A 17,249-nucleotide genomic window follows, 5' to 3' on the forward strand; every position below is an offset into this window, starting at 1 on the left:
CGCCCGCTCCCGGACCTCACTGGGGTATGGCTTCCTCATAACGGACTCGATCCTTCCAAGAGAACGAGTCTCGGTCAAACCCGCAGCGGTTCAGTTCCGCGTGCACCCTCGGAACCCCGTAGGCGCCCCGCGTCTCCCGGTGGACCGCCTGGCACAAGCAGCGGTGCGGGCGCGGACGGCGACCCCGCAACGACCAGCAGTCGGCCGGCGGGGGCGGGTATCCTCCGGCAGACGACGGCACGGGGTAGACGCCGGTGGGGGTGTACACCGCGGGCACCGGGGTGCGGCGCGCACAGCCTGCCCGATTCCCTGAAGCGCGGCAGCCACCCGTAGCCGCCGGCAGGGCGCAGCCAGGGGTGTGCAGCAGCCGCGGACTTGAGTATCCGTACTCAAGGCGACCCAGGGGATCCGCGTGAGGATGACCGGATGCCTCGGTTGGTGGTCGACGTTCTCGTGACCGTTGTGCTGACCACCGTGGAGGTGGTGGCATTGGTCCTCGCCTTTTTCGCCATCGGACTCAAGCAATGGGCCGCGAACAAGGGAGGTGGCGGGGTCACACTCAGCCTGAAGCGGGCCGTCTGCGCCGTGGCAGTGGTGTCGTTTGCACTGCCCTTGGCGTGTGCGTACGGGCTGCTTCTCCTGCAGCTGTCGATCGCGGCGACCGCCCAGTGCCTGCTGGTGGTGGCCATACCATTCCTTCGCCCCGTCCTGATCGGTGTGAACCGTCTGCGGGAAGGCGTCACGCGTCGCTGGCACGGACGCCGGCGGCACTGACGCGCCCGCAAGCAGGGGTGGCCAAGACTGGGGGCAGGTGGGCGCTCTCCAGAGCGGCCAAGCGCTCGCCTGCCGTCTCGGCCCGGACGAGGGTGTGGCGGGCCTGGACGATGTCGTGGCCGACGCCGAGGCACCAGGCCAGGAGCGTATCCACGGTACGTATCCAGGGGCACGGACGAAACTCCCTGATCAGGACCTATGAAAGCGCTGAGCGAAGCGTGTTCCCAGGCTGCACGTGATCGTTTCCCGCTCCGAACGCGCGCTGCGGGAGTGTCTTCAGCCGGACATCCCGGCTGTCCGGCCACAGTGTGCTGTCTGTGGCGGCTGGCATGATCAGCTGCGTGATTCGGCCTCTTCCTTCAGCACCGTGCCCTCGGACCGGAGGAGCCGTCGTGGGGGTTGCCGGGTGAATTCGTGGGAACTCGACCCGGCGTACCGGGCGGTGGTGCGGGCGTTCGTGGACGGGGATCCGCTCGACCAGGTAGGTGGGCCCCTCGACGTTCGCTCGGTGGTGGCGGGCATCCGTACGGAGACCAAGGACGGGTTCCTGCTTGAGGAGGTGCCATGGGACCGCTTCCCGGAGGGTGCCCGGGTTTGGGGGGCCATGGAACGGTTGCGCTCGGGCGACGCCGCCGACGTTGGTGGTGCGCTCGGCATGCTGATCGGCCTGTGTGCCAACGACATGAGGGCCGCGGCCGCGCCGACGGTGCCCTTCCTGATTCGGATCGGCACTGGTCCGGAGGCCGGCTACCGCGCTGAGGCCCTGTCCGTGGTGGGCGAGGTGGCGCGCATGCGGCACCAGGGCGTGTGCACGCGTGACGACATGCTGCGGTTCTACGGCGATGACGAATGGTGTTTCGAGGTCACCGGCTACTTGCAGAACTGGTCGGTGCAGGCCGCCCGCGACGCGATCTCCGCGGACACCGGTCTTCTCCTGCCCCTGCTCGACGACCCCGACCCCGCGTTGCGCATCTCCGCCGCATACGCGCTGGCGGCCGCCTCCGACCGTGCGCGGGACACCCTCACCGCGTTCCGCTCCCGCCTGCCCGCCGAGCGCAATCCGGCCGTACTCGCGAGCTTGGTCCTGGCGATCGCGCAGCTGGCCCGGGCGCACCAGGACCTGGGGACGGTGGTGTGGATGCGGGCCTGCTGGTCCGACCCCGTACGACCGCCCGTGGTGCGGGTGAGCGCCGCGCTGGGGTGGATGTGCCTCACCGACGTGCCGGTCCCGGACGAACTGCGCGCCATGCTGGACGACCTCGTCACCGACGAGACAGCCCGGTCGATGGCGCCGCTGCCGTGGATGCGCGCGATCGAGACCGCCAGGACCAGCGGCCTCCACCGCTGCCTTCGCAGCATGCTGGACCCCGACATGGCTGACATCGGAGACTGCGACGGCCCGTGGTCCTGACCATGGCCCAGTCACCAGCCGAGCCTTGCCTGGCGGTTCCTCAGCGGCAAAGGGTCCGCACTGCTCCGACAGGTCCAGGCTTCGGCCGCAGTGCCACCTTCGCCGCAGGTCTGGTCAAGTCATTGCGAGTCATTGCTGGTTGACGAGGTGGCGGGATAGCTTCACCCCTGTACCACCCGTCATGCACCTGCCTGGCCGGCACTCTGCTGTCGGGCGGGTCCTGCACCCGGATGATGTGGAGACCACATGGCTCGACGACGTTCCTTACTCCGGCTCGGCCTGGTCGTACCGATCGTGCTGTCGCTGACCGCCTCGCTCGGATTCCTCCCCGCGTCGGCCTCGGCGACGCCCCGAATACCGTCCGCCGCGCGGGCCGAGGACGCGCACACCCTGGCGTACGTCGTCAACACCAAGACCGACCGTCGCACGATCGCAGAGGTGCAGCGGGCCATCACCGCCGCCGGCGGCACCATCGTCGTCACGTACGACGGGATCGGCGTCATCGTCGTCCACTCGGCGAACCCCGACTTCGGCAGGCGGCTGCGCGCGGTGCGCGGCGTGGAGTCGGCAGGTACCACGCGGACCGCGCCGCTCAGCGCGGCGGGGACGACCGACGAGGGTGCGGTGCGGTACCTCTCCGAGGCCGAGGCCGCGAGGATCGGGAAAGCGTCCGGCGACGGCACCGAACCCCTCGAAGCCGAGCAGTGGGACCTGCGGGCGATCGGCGCGGACAAGGCCGCGAGGATCAACCCGGGCAGCAGGGACGTCACGGTCGCCGTGATAGACACCGGCGTCGACGACACCCACCCGGACCTCGCTGCGAACTTCTCCCCGTCGCAGTCCGCGAACTGCGTCAGCGGCAAGGCCGATACCACGTACGGCTCCTGGCGGCCGGTGGACGCGATCCACTTCCACGGCACGCACGTGGCGGGCACGATAGCCGCGGCCCGCAACGGCATCGGCGTCGCGGGCGTGGCACCCGGTGTGAGGGTCTCCGGCATCACGGTCTCCCAGCCCACCCCGCGCCAGCTGATCTACGCCGAAAGCGTCGTCTGCGCCTTCGTGTTCGCCGCCGACCACGGTGTGCAGATCACCAACAACAGCTACTACGTGGACCCGTGGCAGTACAACTGCCTGGACGACCCCGACCAGGAGGCCATCGTCGAGGCGGTCAACCGCGCCCAGCTCTACGCGCAGCGCAAGGGCATCCTCAATGTCGCCGGGGCCGGCAACTCCGACCACGACCTGGCCTCCAAGGCCTTCACCGACGGTGTCAGCCCCAACGACTCCACCCCGGCGAACCGGACGGTCGACCCGCACAGGTGCTGGGAGCTGCCCGCACAACTGCCGGGCGTCGTCACGGTCAGCGCGACCGGTGCCAGGAGCGCGAAGTCGTACTACTCCAGCTACGGCCTCGGCGTGATCGACGTCGCGGCGCCGGGCGGCGACCAGTACCAGGCCTCGGACACACCGTCCGGGGAAGGCGGCATCCTGTCGACGCTGCCGAACAACCAGTACGGCTACCTCCAGGGCACGTCCATGGCCACTCCCCACGCCTCCGGTGTGGCCGCGCTCCTGAAGTCCGCCCACCCGGACGCGACCCCGGCCCAGTTGCAGGCACTGCTCAAGGCCCAGGCGGACAACCCGGGGTGCCCGGCCGACCCACACGGCGGGAACGGCGACGGCATCGTGGACGCCGCCTGTGCGGGCGGCAAGCGCATCAACGGCTTCTACGGCTTCGGCATCGTCGACGCGCTGCGCGCGGTCAAGTAGTCGGCACCGCACAGGTCCCGCTGCCGTAGTCGTCCCCGCGACTACCCTGTTCCGCGCCTGAACGCGGACGCCCCCGGCCATTCCGGCCGGGGGCGTCCGCGTTCTTCGGGCCCGTTGGGTCAACGGGCGTACAGGTAGCGGTCCACCGGGCACAGCAGGCGCCGGTCACCACCGGGCCCGGGCCTGCCGTGGGGCTTCACCACGGGGCCTACTTCGATGTGGGGAGGGCCTCTTCCTCCTCCGCGGCCGCGGCCGTCCGCCGCCGGACTTCCGCGCAGCCCGGGCGCCAGCAGCAGGGTCGCGGCCGACGAGGCCGCCGCGGTCGCCACCATGTCTGTGGCCAGCGAGGTCAGCTCGGCCACCGAGCCGGCCACCACCGCGCCGACACCCTGCATGGTGAGCATCCCGGAGCTGTGCAGGCCCAGCGCCTGCCCGCTCAGCTCGTCCGGCGTCAGCGCCATCAGCCGGTCCTGCAGCAGCAGCCCCGCCCCGTACCCGAAGGTGGCTGCCGTGACCCAGGACCAAGGCGATGGGCAGTCCCGGGTCGAACACGAAGAGCGGGTACGGGGCGGCGTGCCGCCTCCCGGGCCAGGGCCCGGATCAGTGCGGACGGGTCGTCGAGGTACGGCACCACGTTCTGCGGGGATCCGGTGCGCATCAGCCCTGTGAGGGCGGTGATCCGTACCTCGGCGTGGCGGCTGCGGGCCAGGCGGCGCAGCGGCTCGACCTGGTCGGTCCACACCGCCTGCCGGGCGGCGGCCTCGGCGGCCCGGGCCCTGACCTGCCGGCCGGGGTCGCTCTCGGCGAGGGCCACGAGGTCACGAAACCTGAGGCGGTGCGCGGTGGTGTCGAGGACGAAGCGACGCACCACCGGGTCGGGGGCCGTGAGAAGCCTTCCGGACAGGGCCGTGCCCGACTCGGCCAGCAGCGGCACGAGTAGTTGACCGTGGGCGAAGGCGCCGCGCTGGCGCCGGTTGGTCAGCAGGGCCGTACGCACGGTCGCCGGGGTGGCCAGCAGGGGGTTCTCGTGGAGCAGCACGGCCAGAGCCGCGCACGCCGGCTCCCGTACCCGGCGGACCCAGTCGCTGGTCCGCAGGACGAGAAACGGCATCATCTCGGGACGCGGCTGGTGCAGCATCCGCCGCACCACGCGCTCACGGATGCGGCCATCGGCGTGCGAGGCCGCCAGGACAAGGGCGACCGGGTCGGCCTCGGTGAGTGATGGAGCGGGGCGCGTCGAGTACCACGGCTCCCGTCGTATGAAGGCGTCCAGGCGCAGCAGCAGCGCCGGACGTCCCGTCAGCACACGCAGCGCCTCAAGCGAGTCGTCAAGATCCCCGGCCGAGCCGACCGCCAGCAGTGCGGCGATCAACTCCTCGAACGCATCCCCGTCCCGAGACCGCGCCCCGGCCACCGCCAGCCGGACACGCTCCAGGACATCCACGCCCGGGAAGGCCGCGAGGCAGGCTGCTGACGACGGAAGAAGAAGTTCACCGCGTCATCCTGCCGGAGCCGATCAACCTGCCGCTTCCCGTATACGACGCCCACAAGATCCCTGTCCCGGGCCTCACCACTGCCGGCCGGACCCCGGCAGCCGCGATAACGATCGGCGTCCGTGGTTCACCGCACCTCGGTGTGGTGCTTCACCACCACATCAGCGCGGCCCTTCACCACTGCCCGCTCACAACACGTCCCTGAACAGCAAGAACCACCACCCAACCCCGGGTGACCAGCAACGCCGAACCCACTGAAAGCATCACGCCAATCATCACCAGGAGCTCACCGGGCCACCCCGCCCGGACGCCACCGGCACCCCCGCTGCCGGGCAGTACCGGCCCGGTGAGGCGTTCTGGGGCCCGCCGCCTCCGGGGTCCGCCCGGCCCCGGAGGAACTCACCCAGCCCCGCCGGCACTCCACCGACGGACTCCGGGACAACCCAGTGCGGCCCCCCTCCGGCCCCTCCCTGGCCGTACACAAGCCCCACCGCCCCCACATCCCACCCCTCGGGACCCGCACCCCGGAACCGACCCTCGCACCACCTCCTCGGGGCGCAGCGGCGGCTCCCGAGCGGCCCGGCCGTACAGGGATGCAGGAGGTGTCGCGAACCCGGGCGTCCGGCCGTACGGAGATGCAAGAGCTGTCAGGGACTTCACCCCCGGGTCACGGCACAGCGCGGGGAGCAGACACAACCCGGCCAAGGGCAGGGGGCGGGGGCCGGGTCGGGGCGCAGCAGGCACCGCCACCCGGTCTTCAAGCGGACGGCCTGGCGGCCGCGGGTGGGTGTGCCGGCCCGGTGGCCGCACCCAGCGGGCGGCCGGGGTGCCGGGCAGGTGCGCGGTGCGGGCCTGCGGCACCGGCCCGGGTGGCGGGGGCAGGACGGAGGCCCCGATATCCCCTTGGAGCCACTGCCCTGCCGACTGTTGACCGGGCATGCGGCACGACACCGACCGACCCGAAGGAGAGACCTGTGGAGGATCCGCAGTTCACAGTCCTGCTGACCGACCCCTCGCCCGGCGGGCCTGCGGCCCTCAAGGCGGTCCGCGCCGTCACGGGCCTGAGCCTGTGGCACAGCAGACAGCTCCTGAACGGCGCACCCGTCACCGCGCGGGAAGCCATCCCCTTCGCCACCGCCGCCGAAGCGGCTGGACGACTGCGCCAGGCCGGTGTGCCGGCCGCCATCCGATGCGACTGGTGCCGGCGCACCCTGCCCGACGACGGCACCCCCGTCGGCCCCGGCCCGTGCACCTCCCGGGCATGGCCCACCGCCCACTGCCAGGCCAACTCCCTCACCACCTGCGACTGCGAGTGGTGCACCGCCTACGGCCCCCTGCCCGGCCACACCACCCCCTGAACCCATACCGCCACCCCGGGCGCAGGGGGACAGCCGCCTCGAGCACCAAGCCACGGCAGGTCAACGAGCGCAGCGGAGCGGCGGGTAGCGAGGAACTGGGGGGCCTGGCGGCCCGGCCCGCAGTGAAATGCGGGGCCGGGCCTGCGGCCTCGGCCGAGGGTGGGACGCAGACAGGGTGTGGCGGGTCAGGGACCGGGCGGCCTGCGGCCGCACCAGTGGATGGCCGGGACCGGGGCCTGACGGCCCGACCGGTAGCAGGTGCACGGGCCGGGCCTGCGGCACCGGCCGAGGGCGGCAGGCACAGAGCTGGACCGACGGGCGGGAGAAGTTCCACGGCCAAACCGCCCCCGCAAGCCGCCCGGACGGAAACGGGGGCAGCGGGGCGGGTGCTGGGTTGCTTCCGGCTAATCGTCAGGATACTGGTTTTTCCAGGAAACACAGGTCGGGCGCTGCCCTCCCGATGCCAGGAATTCCTTCACGGCCGCCCGGGCGAGGTCGATGGAAATCTCCGTCTGGTCGGGAAATTTGGTCCAGTGTCCGGCAAGGTAGTACTCGGGGGCATTCCTTGACTCCGGCGGACCCGCCGTCACGAAGTTCCCGCTGCGGTCGATGAAGAGCAGAACCCCAACCTGAAGCTCCTTGTCCGCCCCAACCTGGAAATCGTGATCCGGAATTTCAGTCTCAATAAATTCGTAACCCGGAATTCTAGGCTTGATCCGTTCCCGGTCCAGATGGATGATCTGGGCCAGGTTCTCGTTCGCCGGACCTTCGAGGAGTTCGTCGATCAGGGTGTCGACTTCCTCAAGGGAGTTGAGGTGGTCGGGCCTGCGGATCCGGTCCGGCCTGTATCGGAGTTCAGCACGTAGCACCATTCCCGCCACCGTGGAGCAGACAGCCCCGCCAGCCGACCGGGGCCCGCCCGGGCGGGACTGCGGACGGCCCCCCACGGCCCCGTCGGCAATCCGGCCAACGGCCGCGCGCTGGCCGGCCTCTTCGAAGGGTTCGTCGCCAAGCCCCCGGAAGATACCGGGTCCCAGGCCTGCCGAAGCCACTGTTCCACCGGCGCCCCCGCACGGCCACCCGGGACAGCGGGGCAGGCCACCCGGACAACGGTCCGCAGGCGTGACGGACGTCCCCCAGGAGCCAGGCCAGATCCTGTCGAGCAGCTCCCGCGCAACCACAACCGGGCTTTCCGGCATTCACCGAGCACGAATTCAGGACGAATCCCAAGTGGAACCCGTGGCCATTCCCAACCGGCCGTCAATTCCTTGGAAAGCCCGAACACCCTCCACCCCTGGACCGACCCTCCGCGGCCCCGCCGACGGACGAGACGAACACCCACCGTCACCAGACCGGACCACTCCACACCCCCGGGACGAGCCCGCAGAACCGTCACGAATTGGTTGAACCGATCCGAGCCATGGAGCCAGAAACCCCACGGATTCTCAACCAACCTGCCCGATGAGGTCACACCCCGGAACGCCCCCGAGAGCACACCAGACACCCCCGGAAACCACGGCGGCAGCCCGGACGATCCCCCTGGCAGCCGAAGCAGGGTTGCGTCACCAGCAACCGGTGACGCAACCCGCCGGCCCGGGCCCGGCAAAGAATCCGGCCTCTGACCAGCAGGCCGGGACAGCAGGACAAGCGGGCCGGACCGGATCAGGGGCAGCCACCACGGGCAGGCAGGCGGCAGAGGCGCCGGGGCCGAGGCCGGACACCGACACCGACACCGACACCAGAGCACACCCCACAGCAGGCCGGCTTGTGGTGGCCCTCGAGGTTACGTCACGGCAGGACGGTGACGGATCATCACCAGCAGACGGCCGCCGTGTGCGCCGGCCCCGCTGTGGTCGGCGGCTTCCCGGCCCGGCCCGCACCGGTCGTCCCGGCCTGTACTGCGGACAGGCGTGCCCTCGGGCCGCCCTGAGCCAGCGCCGCCTGGCCGAGCAAGCCCCGCGGCTGCGCGAGGAGGCCAGGGAACTGCTGGCGGGAATCGACCCGGAACTGGCTACCGCCGGGCTGGAGGCGCTGGACGGCGAACAGCTCGCCCAGGCCGTCCGGCAAGCCCGCGCCGCCCGCGAGCACCTGGTGGCCCTGTACGAGGCGCTCGGCCTACCGGCCGACCGGACGGTCGACAGGCCTGCCGGAGGCGACCAGACGCCCGGCCAGAACGCCCGCCCGGCCGGACGCGGCCCCCCTTCCCGGCCCCGGCCAACAGCCCGTCCCCACCGAACTCATCGGCCTCTTCCTCGAACCCAGACCCGGACCGCAGATGCCGACCGGCTCCCCGCGGACAACGAGCCGCCCGACCAGGCCGCACCACCCCGTTGGCGCGGCCAATGGCCGATCCGCCTCCCGGAGAGCCCCGACGTGCTGCGCCGCGCCACCGCCGCCAGGGAAGCCGCGGACGAAGAACCCTCCCCGCCGAGGACCACGGAAGGGCGCACCGTGGTACTGACCTTCCACCCCAAGCCCTGCCAGTGGCCCGGCGAGCGGACGTGCATCTGCGGCCCCGGCGACGCCACCGGCAAGACCGTCGGGGCCGCGGTGGAGGACACCCCCGTACCACGGCTACGGCCTCTGGAGGGGAGGCGACGGGATTCTCCGCATCGAGCCCCAAGACCTCGCGGCCCCCGGACCTGCCCGCGGAAGACTGCACCGTGCAGTTCCTGGCGGTCGGCCCGGCCGGCCCGAAGAAAGGCGCCACCCCCCGGAGTTCCGGCCTTGCTTGGCCTTTCAGCCGGACAGCCTCGTCAGGATGGCGTCGGGCACCCTTTCGGCGTGGCTGCGGAACACCAGGCTGAACACCGCGAGCGCGCCCAGCATCAGGACCAGGCTGGACAGGCCGAACCGCTCTCCCGCCCAGACCGCGGCCGTGACGACCGCCACCCCGGCCCCGGTGCGCAGCGAGGCCCACAGCAGGGTGTGGTCCTTGGCGGGTTCCAGGCCTTCGAGCTGCTCGGCGGGCAGGAGGGCCGCGTAGTGGCCCCTGGTGTGGTTGGTGCTGATGGTCAGCAGTGTTTCGAGCAGGTCGTTGCGGTGCTGGGTGTCGAGGCGGAGTTCGGCTTGGCGCAGGGCGGCGACGACGAGTCGGCGGTGGGTACGGATCTGGTGGCGCCGCGGCCGGCCGACGCCTCTTTCCCGGGCGAGGAGGGCTCGTTCCAGGTCGCGGAGGCGGGAGCTGACCTTTCGGGTCGCCGCGCGGCGTCTGCGGTTCGGGCTGGCTGCGCGGGGGCCGAGGGCGGCGGCGGCGAGGACGGCACGTGCGGGAACCGACCACGTGCCGCCCAGCCGGCGCAGGCCGGTACCGAAGACCGACCACCGGGCCTTTGTCATGAGCACGGCGGCCACGGCGAGACCGGAGAGTACCGCCTGGAGCCAAAGGGGCGCCACGAGCCGGGTTTTCATTGTCACGACGCTGACTGCCGTGGAGTACAGGCCGAGCAGGGCGTTGTAGAGGTCCCTGCCGACGGCTTCGAAGGCTTTGGTGCGGCCGATGACCCGGGCGGTGATCCGTATGTTCGCAGCGGCCCGGGCCGGCAGGCCGGCGGCCCGGGCCGCGCGGGCGAGATCGAACAGCAACAGCTGGGCCCTGACCTCCCCGCCCACTCGGGCCAACTCCGCCCGGCGTCGGTACCAACCCGCCATGTGCGCCCCCTCCCCGGGATCCGTACACGACAGCGTTCCAGGTTCCGTTCGAGGGCGACAGGCCGCGTATCGGGGCCGGGGTTGTGCCACGTTCCCCGGCAGGGCCATCCCCTTGTCCGGTGAGCCGACGGCGGTCCCTCCCGGCGCGCCAACGCGGCGCCGGACAGTTCCTGTCGCGTGAAGCCGCTCGGCAAAAGCCTTCGGGGCCGCCGATGTCGGCCGCCCTGCGGCTCACACCTGCGCGAGGTGCGCCTTCATGACGGTGAACGCGGCCAGGTGCCCGATGCCCGCCCTGGCGAGCAGGCCGGCGACGGCGGCGACGTCCAGGGCGTGCTCGGAGTACGCGGTCGACGGGCCCTCCTTCGCCGGGCGCAGCGCGGCGAGCTTGGTACCGGCCGGGAGGAGGATGGCGGCTTCGCGGCGTCCGGCCGTGGTCAGGCACCAGAGCTTGCGGCCGTCGGACAGGCGCAGTTCCTCGCGGACCCGCCCGACCGTCTTCAGGTCGGCCGGGGCGTCGCGGATGGACTTGTCGCTGCGCTGGTGGGGCGGGACCAGCGGCCACAGTTCGCGGGCGGTGGCTCGCAGGAACAGGGCGAGCGCCATGAGGACGGCGCCCCGGACCGGTGCTGTCGATCCCCGCTTCCACCGTCCTCCTCCGCTGTCTTCGACAGCGGAGGAGGCAGCAGGGTTGTCGCCACGGCCCGAAACCCTTGTCCGGGGCACCTGACCAGCGGAAATGCGACCCTGCGGGGTTGGGGGCGTGGAGGTGGGGGCGGAGGTGCCGGCGGGGATGGTGGCGGGGATGGTGGCGGGCTGATTGTCCCGGCCGGGCGAGGCCTGCGCCGACCGGTCCGGAACGTGGCCGGCGCCCTGGCCGCCGTCGTCGGGATCGGGTTGGGCGAGCGCGGTGGCGGTCATCGAGTTGGCCTTCCGTCAACGGTCGGCCGGGGTCGGCACGGTGGCCGGCCCCGGCACCCGGGCACTCACCCGGGCGCCGCCGACACTGCACGAACTCGTCGACCAGCAGGCCAGCTTCCGCGACGTGGCGAAGTCCGTACACACCGCACGCACCCCCGCGCAGATCCCCTCCGCGCTGGCCGCCGCCTGGGAATCGGCACTGAGCGCGCCGTACGGGCCGGTGTGGGTGGAGATCCCGCAGGACGTCCGGCTCGCGCCGGTGACCGTACCGCCGGTCACCGGGCTGCGCGCCGAACCCCGGCCGCCGGCCCCCGCCCGGAGCTGATCGCCGAGGCGGCGGTGCTGCCGGCCGAGGCCGAGCGCCCGGTGATCCTGGCCGGAGGCGGCGTGGTCCGCGCCGGAGCCAGCGGCGAACTGCTCCGGCTGGCCGAGCTGTTGCGGGCCCCAACGTGCTGTCCCGCCCGCCGTGCTGCGGATGTTCGCGCCCACCCACCTGGACGCCTGAGCCACGGAGGGGGTGCGGCGGCCAGGCCGCCGGGGGCAAGCCCGTCTCCCCGGCCGTCCGGCGCCGTTCCGCCGGCCCTTGGATAGGCTGCCCGGATGGCCCTCGACTCCCCCCGGCTGCTGCGCGCCGACGCCGCCCGCAACGCGGAAAAGATCATCCGGGCTGCCCGGGAGGTCTTCACCGAACAAGGCCCCGACGCCCACCTCGACGAGGTGGCACGCCGGGCCGGCGTCGGCGCCGCCACTCTCTTTCGCCGCTTCCCCGACAAGGCCGCGCTCCTGCGGGCCGTACTGGACGAGCGCTTCGGCGGGCACGTCCGTCCCGTCATCCAGGCTGCCGCCCACGCCCCCGACCCCGCGTCCGGACTGGCCCGCGTGCTGGAAGCGGCGCTGGAATCGGTGGCCGGCGACTACAACGTGCTGACCGCCGCCCGCGCCGCCGGCGTCCTGACCCCGGCGACCGGACAGGAGTTCTTCGCCGCCCTCGACGCTCTCCTGGCGCGCGGTCAGCACGCGGGCGTGATCCGCGCCGACCTGGTACCCGACGACCTGCACCGCATCGTCGTCATGCTGGTCTCGGTGCTGTGGACGATGGAGCCCCGCGAGGACGGCTGGCGCCGGTACCTGGCCCTGGTCCTCGATGGCCTCACCCCCGCCGGGGCCAGCCCGCTGCCCTGTCCCGCCCCCGCGCTGCGCACCCGCACCCCCTGACGCCGAGGTGGGTGCCGGCCGCCCCGCCGGGCCGCCGGCACCACCGGCACCACCAGCCGCTAGGGCGCCGGATACAGCCGGATCGCCGAGGCCGGGCACATGGCGGCCGCCTGGCGGGCCTGTTCCGCCGCCCGTCCGCCGGGCTCGGCGGCGAGCACGACGACCTGCCCGGCCTCGTCCTGGTCGAACACCAGCGGCGCGGTCACCGCGCACTGCCCCGACGACACGCACCGCGAGGTGTCCGCCTCCACCCGCGCGACAGACCACTCGCGCGGTTGCTCCCCGTTCACCACAGGACCGGGACCTCGCCGAGGCCGCCCGCGAGCCGTTCGGAGTGGTCGCGCAGGCTGCGCGCGTCCACCGCCAGCCGCAGGCCGGGGAAGCGCCGGAACAGCGCGGTCAGCGCGACCTGCATCTCGGTGCGTGCCAGCACGTTGCCGATGCAGTAGTAACCGCCGTGCCCGAAGGCCAGGTGCGCGTTGGGGGAACGCGACGGGTCGAAGGTGTCAGGCCCCTCGAACGCCCGCCCGTCCCGGTTCGCGGCGTTGATCGCCACCAGCACCGCCTCGCCCCGCGCGATCGCGGTCCCCGCGACGGTGACGTCCTCGCGGGCGTAGCGGGTCAGGCCCAGCCCACCGGGCGCGGACATCCGCAGGACCTCCTCCACGGTGGCGCGGGCCAGCACCTCCGGGTCGGCGACGAAGCGGTCCCGCCGGCCGGTGTCGCTCAGCAGGAACAGGACCCCCAGGTCGATCCGGGCCGACGTCGTTTCGTGGCCCGCGAACAGCAGCCCCACCGCCAGCCGGGTCATCTCCCCCTCGGTGAACGAGGGGTCCTCCGCCTGCACGGCCAGGATGTCGCTGATCACGTCCTGCCCCGGCTTCTTGCGCTTCTCCTCGGCGATGGCGGCCACGTACGCCTCGAACTCGGCCATGGCCGCGGCCCCGTCGGCCCCGTCGTACAGCGCGCCGATCCGCTCCGACCAGCCGCGCAGCAGGTCCCGGTCCGCGACCGGCACACCCAGCAGCTCGCAGATCACCATCACCGGCAACGGGAACGACAGGTGGTCATGCAGGTTGACGGCACGTTCCGGATCCCGCGAACGCTCCTCGTCCATCGTCTCCAGGCAGGATGCGGCGAGCTCCCCGATCCTCCCGCCCAGCCGGCGCATCCGCGGCGCGCTGAACGCGGGCGTCAGCATCCGCCGCATCCGCGTGTGCTCGCGGTCCTCTTCCTCGGGTGTGGGGGCGGGGCGCGTGTGCAGCGCCGACTCCGAGATCCTCGGCGCGTCCTCGGAATCGGGGCGCAGCCGGGAGAACCGGGTGTCGCCCAGGACCACCCGGGCCTCCTCGTAACGGGTCACCAGCCAAGCCGGGTCACCGGCGGGTGTGGTCACCCGCGTGATCGGGCCTTCCTCGCGCAGACGCGCGAGCAGCGGCGCCAATTCCAGGGCGTTGGGGCGCTCGAAGGGTAACTGCGGTGCGGGTGCGGTCATGGTCTCTCCTCGCCGGCCAAAGGCCACAAGAGCAGTGAACGCTTGGCGGAACCGCCCTCTCCTGCACGTCCAGGCCCGGGACGGACGAACGGCATCCCTGGCCAACAAGTGAGAGTCAGCTCTCTCTTCTCTCTGGAGCGTAACACCGCCGGCACGCACAGTCAGCCACCGGGCGCCGTCGGCCTGCGGTGACAACCCGCCGCGCCGCCGCCCTCTGCAGCCGGCCGGCCGGACGCCGTGCCCGGACCGCAGCCCGGGGGATCGCGGCCCGCAGCCCGCAGCCCGCACAGCAACGGCCGGCTCCCGGCTGAGCGGCTTCTCCCCGACCTGACAGATCACGCTGTACGGTCCTCAACCGGGTAGATCTTCGCGTGCACCACCCGGGCCTCCCACCACGGATCGTCCGGGACGACGGCGCTCTCGTCACCGGCGTCGGCGTGCCGGTCGGCGATCCGCAGGTCGTCCTGGGCGGCGGCCAGGGCCTGGTCGACGGCGGCCGTCAAGGCTGGCGGCCGCCTTCTCCCGGCAGAACGACGCCCGCGGCACCCGGCGACGCCCGGCGGTGCGCTGCCGGGCACCGGCGTGGGTACGCTGCTGCCGATCGGGGTGTTTCGGACGGCCGGGAAACGGCACGAGGGCCTGTGCCCGCGCAGATGCGCGGGCACAGGCCCTCGTGGGTCACTCCGGTTGCCCCTGTCCGGCCCCCGGGGTGAGGGGAAGCCGAATGGTCGGCTTAGTACCAGTGGTGGGTCTGCCAGAAGCTCCAGGCGGCGTTCGGGCTGCCGTAGCGGGTGTTCATGTAGTCCAGCGCCCACTTGATCTGGGTGGACGGGTTGGTCTTCCAGTCCGCACCAGCCGAGGCCATCTTGGAGGCCGGCAGCGCCTGGCCCAGACCGTACGAGCCCGAGCTCGGGTTGGTCGCCGTGACGTTCCAGCCCGACTCGTGGGAGATGATCTGGCTGAACGAGGCCAGCTGGTCCGCCGACACGATCTGAGCGGCGATGGCCTGCGGGGAGGCGTCCGCGGCCGAGGCGACGGTGGGGACCACGGCGGCACCCAGGGCGGTCACACCGGCGGCACCGGCAAGAATCACGGCAGAGGTACGCATACGGAGCTTGAAAGCGGGCATGAAGAGCAAGACCTCAATCGGGTTGGGCCGGTGTCACGCCCCGCCTCGACCATGGCCGGACAGGGGCCGAACGGTCGCAGGGCGTGACTCGGCGGTAAGCCGTTCACCGGCGGGACAGGAGCCGGTGTGGCTGGCGACGAATGCCAAGTTGCCAGACTGGATCGGCGCTCGCCAAGGCCCCTTCGCTACGACCCGCGGTCGTAGCGAAGAGGCCGGATCCGATTCGAAGGAAGGGCCTGTCTGGAGCGCGCCACCCCTCCCGGCCTGCACAAACACCCCCCAGCCCCCTTGCGAAGTGGTGCAAAACGGACTGCTAGCCGTCGTCGTTCATCGCATCCGCGTGTGAGCGCACTCACCGCCCCGGCCCCGGCACCATCACCGACCGGCCCACCACCCACCACGCCGAGTCACCACCGATCGCCCGCCATTGAGACCGCCACCACACCCGGCCGACGCGGGAACGGCACCACCGGACGTCGCCACAGCTGCCGCCCCCCCCTGACCGGCACGGCGGCAGCTGGGCAGGGCGCGAAGCCGCCGCAGGACCCGGCCGGCCACCGAGACGCTCGTCCCGGCCGGCACCGCCCGCATCGAGGACCTCACGTCGCGGCGGGGCGGGCACCGGCGGCTGGTGTCCGCCCCGCTGGTGTCCAGTGCTCGTTCCGCCAGGCCCGAACGGCTTCGTCGAGGCGCTCGGCGCCCTCCCAGTGGGCCGGGTGGGGCATCCGGCCGGCGGTCTCGCCATCCGTACTCGAGGGCGCAGGCCAGGCCGACCGGGTCGGAGGCGGCGGGGACGTCCAGTTTCATCGGCGGGTAGACGCCGGGGTCGGATTCGCGGTCCCGGACGTACGACCAGTCGACCGTGCTGTCCCAGTTCACGGTGAGCAGGCAGTCGGCGTCGGAGGCATCGGGGTCGCCGACCGGGCCATGGTTGCCGGCACCCGAGCCGAGGAGCGCTTGCAGCCCGGGAGCGCCCCCACCGCCATCAGCGCGCCCGAAGCCGCCGGCTCAGGCCCGCACCCGGCCGGCGACGACACGGCGGACCGGGTGCTGCTGGGACTGGCACGGTCACCGCACGCGTTCGGCGAGTCCTTCGGCGACATGGCTCCACCGCTGCAGTTCCAGTTCAAGCCGTATCAGGACCTGCTCACGTCCCAACTGCTCCAACGGGTCGGCGACGCTGAGAGGACCACGCCGGGCGCCCTGGCTTGACAGCCCACCCGCCGGGGCCGGGGCGGCTGCCACCCGCCGAAACCGCGACCGAGAATCCCGGCAGGCTGTCACCAGAAATCCCGGCACCCGCCAGACCGGGCCTTACCCGAAGGAAATACCGGCCGCATTCGTGAGCGGAATACGGCGGCCTTTTGGGCGGTCCGTCACTTCGCGGGATTACCCGGACCGCCCCGAGACGGCCCCCGGAGGGCTCCGGACGGCCAGGCGAACACCCCCGGGAACACCCACAGCGGCAGCCCGGCCGGGCCTCCAGACAGCCGGAGCAGGGTTGCGTCACCAGCAGCCGGTAACGCAACCACCGGCCCGGGCCCGGCGCAGCACGGACAGGCCGGGACGGGCAGGCGCAGCCGAGCCGGGCAGACGGGGGCCAGGCGGGAGCGGGCAGGCCGAACGGGACGAGGCGGGACCGGGCCACCACCCCACACAGCGGGGCGGCTTGTGGTGACCTCCGGGTTCCGTCACCGTGGGATGGTGACGGGTCATCACGGACAGACGCCTGCCGCCGTCGCCCTTGCCGTAGAGGTCACGGTGATCCGATATCGGTGCCGCCCTGACCACCGCATTGCTCAGGGCCTCCCATTCCGGCAGCACCGCAAGCGCCACATCTGTGATGGCCTGGGGTGCGGAGGGCAGGTTGCATGCCTGCTCGAGCCAGGTAAGGACGGCCTGACGCAGCTGGGAGGTGTCTTCCATGCGGCACGCGACTAGCCTGCGCGTTTCATCCGGGGTCGCGTCCGGATCATGATCGGAAAAGCGAAAGTGCCTTCTGAGCTGCAACGATGAGGCTTGTCTAAGGTCC

Annotated in this window: 13 protein-coding genes and 3 pseudogenes; 7 read left to right on the plus strand and 9 right to left on the minus strand. The window is 72.2% G+C overall.

Features of this window, described 5'->3' with window-relative positions; all coding sequences use genetic code 11:
• The first annotated feature begins 438 nt into the window (after window positions 1-438).
• From AB0P06_RS35350 to AB0P06_RS35360, 3 genes are all read left to right on the plus strand, one after another.
• Window positions 439-774 (plus strand): hypothetical protein, encoded by a 336-nt coding sequence (locus AB0P06_RS35350; protein WP_363614835.1) that lies wholly within the window; start codon window positions 439-441, stop codon window positions 772-774.
• A gap of 406 nt (window positions 775-1,180) precedes the next feature.
• Entirely contained in the window at window positions 1,181-2,185 is a 1,005-nt protein-coding gene (locus tag AB0P06_RS35355; protein ID WP_363614837.1) for a hypothetical protein, read from the plus strand.
• A 246-nt stretch (window positions 2,186-2,431) separates the two neighbouring features.
• Window positions 2,432-3,958, plus strand: a complete 1,527-nt coding sequence (locus AB0P06_RS35360; RefSeq protein ID WP_363614839.1) for a S8 family serine peptidase — start codon at window positions 2,432-2,434, stop codon at window positions 3,956-3,958.
• A gap of 119 nt (window positions 3,959-4,077) precedes the next feature.
• Here the strand turns inward: AB0P06_RS35360 and AB0P06_RS35365 are convergent.
• Both AB0P06_RS35365 and AB0P06_RS35370 read right to left on the minus strand, forming a co-directional pair.
• Window positions 4,078-4,531, minus strand: a pseudogene (locus tag AB0P06_RS35365) (MFS transporter); the annotation flags it as partial.
• Window positions 4,532-4,547: 16 nt separating this feature from the next.
• Window positions 4,548-5,096: pseudogene (locus tag AB0P06_RS35370) on the minus strand (HEAT repeat domain-containing protein); the annotation flags it as partial.
• Window positions 5,097-6,425: 1,329 nt separating this feature from the next.
• Here AB0P06_RS35370 and AB0P06_RS35375 point away from each other — a divergent pair.
• Window positions 6,426-6,809, plus strand: a complete 384-nt coding sequence (locus AB0P06_RS35375; RefSeq protein ID WP_363614841.1) for a ribosomal protein L7/L12 — start codon at window positions 6,426-6,428, stop codon at window positions 6,807-6,809.
• Between the two features lie 404 nt (window positions 6,810-7,213).
• Here AB0P06_RS35375 and AB0P06_RS35380 read toward each other — a convergent pair whose 3' ends face one another.
• The 3 genes from AB0P06_RS35380 to AB0P06_RS35390 all read right to left on the minus strand — a co-directional run bounded on the left by AB0P06_RS35380 (window position 7,214) and on the right by AB0P06_RS35390 (window position 11,063).
• Window positions 7,214-7,681 (minus strand): Imm1 family immunity protein, encoded by a 468-nt coding sequence (locus AB0P06_RS35380; protein ID WP_363614843.1) that lies wholly within the window; start codon window positions 7,679-7,681, stop codon window positions 7,214-7,216.
• Between the two features lie 1,867 nt (window positions 7,682-9,548).
• On the minus strand, window positions 9,549-10,460 hold the full coding sequence (locus AB0P06_RS35385; RefSeq protein WP_363614845.1) for a hypothetical protein: 912 nt from the start codon (window positions 10,458-10,460) through the stop codon (window positions 9,549-9,551).
• A gap of 231 nt (window positions 10,461-10,691) precedes the next feature.
• A complete protein-coding gene (locus tag AB0P06_RS35390; RefSeq protein ID WP_363614847.1) occupies window positions 10,692-11,063 on the minus strand; it encodes a hypothetical protein in 372 nt (123 codons plus the stop codon).
• 400 nt (window positions 11,064-11,463) lie between these two features.
• Between AB0P06_RS35390 and AB0P06_RS35395 the strand changes: the two are divergent.
• Both AB0P06_RS35395 and AB0P06_RS35400 read left to right on the plus strand, forming a co-directional pair.
• Window positions 11,464-11,825: pseudogene (locus tag AB0P06_RS35395) on the plus strand (thiamine pyrophosphate-binding protein); the annotation flags it as partial.
• A gap of 153 nt (window positions 11,826-11,978) precedes the next feature.
• Window positions 11,979-12,593, plus strand: coding sequence for a TetR family transcriptional regulator (locus AB0P06_RS35400; protein WP_363614849.1), 615 nt, complete (start codon window positions 11,979-11,981; stop codon window positions 12,591-12,593).
• 59 nt (window positions 12,594-12,652) lie between these two features.
• On the opposite strand, the gene AB0P06_RS35405 is transcribed toward AB0P06_RS35400, so the two are convergent.
• The 4 genes from AB0P06_RS35405 to AB0P06_RS35420 form a co-directional block, all read right to left on the minus strand.
• A complete protein-coding gene (locus tag AB0P06_RS35405; RefSeq protein WP_363614851.1) occupies window positions 12,653-12,886 on the minus strand; it encodes a ferredoxin in 234 nt (77 codons plus the stop codon).
• A complete protein-coding gene (locus tag AB0P06_RS35410) occupies window positions 12,880-14,088 on the minus strand; it encodes a cytochrome P450 (protein WP_363614853.1) in 1,209 nt (402 codons plus the stop codon). Before AB0P06_RS35410 ends, AB0P06_RS35405 begins: the two co-directional genes overlap by 7 nt.
• Before the next feature lie 335 nt (window positions 14,089-14,423).
• Complete coding sequence (locus AB0P06_RS35415) at window positions 14,424-14,591, minus strand: hypothetical protein (protein ID WP_363614855.1); 168 nt, start codon at window positions 14,589-14,591, stop codon at window positions 14,424-14,426.
• Window positions 14,592-14,821: 230 nt separating this feature from the next.
• Window positions 14,822-15,196 (minus strand): transglycosylase SLT domain-containing protein, encoded by a 375-nt coding sequence (locus AB0P06_RS35420; protein ID WP_363614857.1) that lies wholly within the window; start codon window positions 15,194-15,196, stop codon window positions 14,822-14,824.
• Window positions 15,197-16,174: 978 nt separating this feature from the next.
• On the opposite strand from AB0P06_RS35420, the gene AB0P06_RS35425 reads away from it, so the two are divergent.
• Window positions 16,175-16,429: a hypothetical protein gene (locus AB0P06_RS35425; RefSeq protein WP_363614859.1), complete on the plus strand. Its 255-nt coding sequence runs from the start codon at window positions 16,175-16,177 to the stop codon at window positions 16,427-16,429.
• Window positions 16,430-17,249 lie beyond the last annotated feature (820 nt).

This window comes from Kitasatospora sp. NPDC088351, from assembly GCF_040685575.1.
Lineage (GTDB): Bacteria > Actinomycetota > Actinomycetes > Streptomycetales > Streptomycetaceae > Kitasatospora.

Coding starts and splice junctions, on each gene's coding strand:
- AB0P06_RS35360 (WP_363614839.1), top strand. CDS start 2,432: ATGGCTCGACGACGTTCCTTACTCCGGCTCGGCCTGGTCGTACCGATC.
- AB0P06_RS35380 (WP_363614843.1), bottom strand. CDS start 7,681: ATGGTGCTACGTGCTGAACTCCGATACAGGCCGGACCGGATCCGCAGG.
- AB0P06_RS35385 (WP_363614845.1), bottom strand. CDS start 10,460: ATGGCGGGTTGGTACCGACGCCGGGCGGAGTTGGCCCGAGTGGGCGGG.
- AB0P06_RS35390 (WP_363614847.1), bottom strand. CDS start 11,063: ATGGCGCTCGCCCTGTTCCTGCGAGCCACCGCCCGCGAACTGTGGCCG.
- AB0P06_RS35400 (WP_363614849.1), top strand. CDS start 11,979: ATGGCCCTCGACTCCCCCCGGCTGCTGCGCGCCGACGCCGCCCGCAAC.
- AB0P06_RS35410 (WP_363614853.1), bottom strand. CDS start 14,088: ATGACCGCACCCGCACCGCAGTTACCCTTCGAGCGCCCCAACGCCCTG.
- AB0P06_RS35420 (WP_363614857.1), bottom strand. CDS start 15,196: ATGCGTACCTCTGCCGTGATTCTTGCCGGTGCCGCCGGTGTGACCGCC.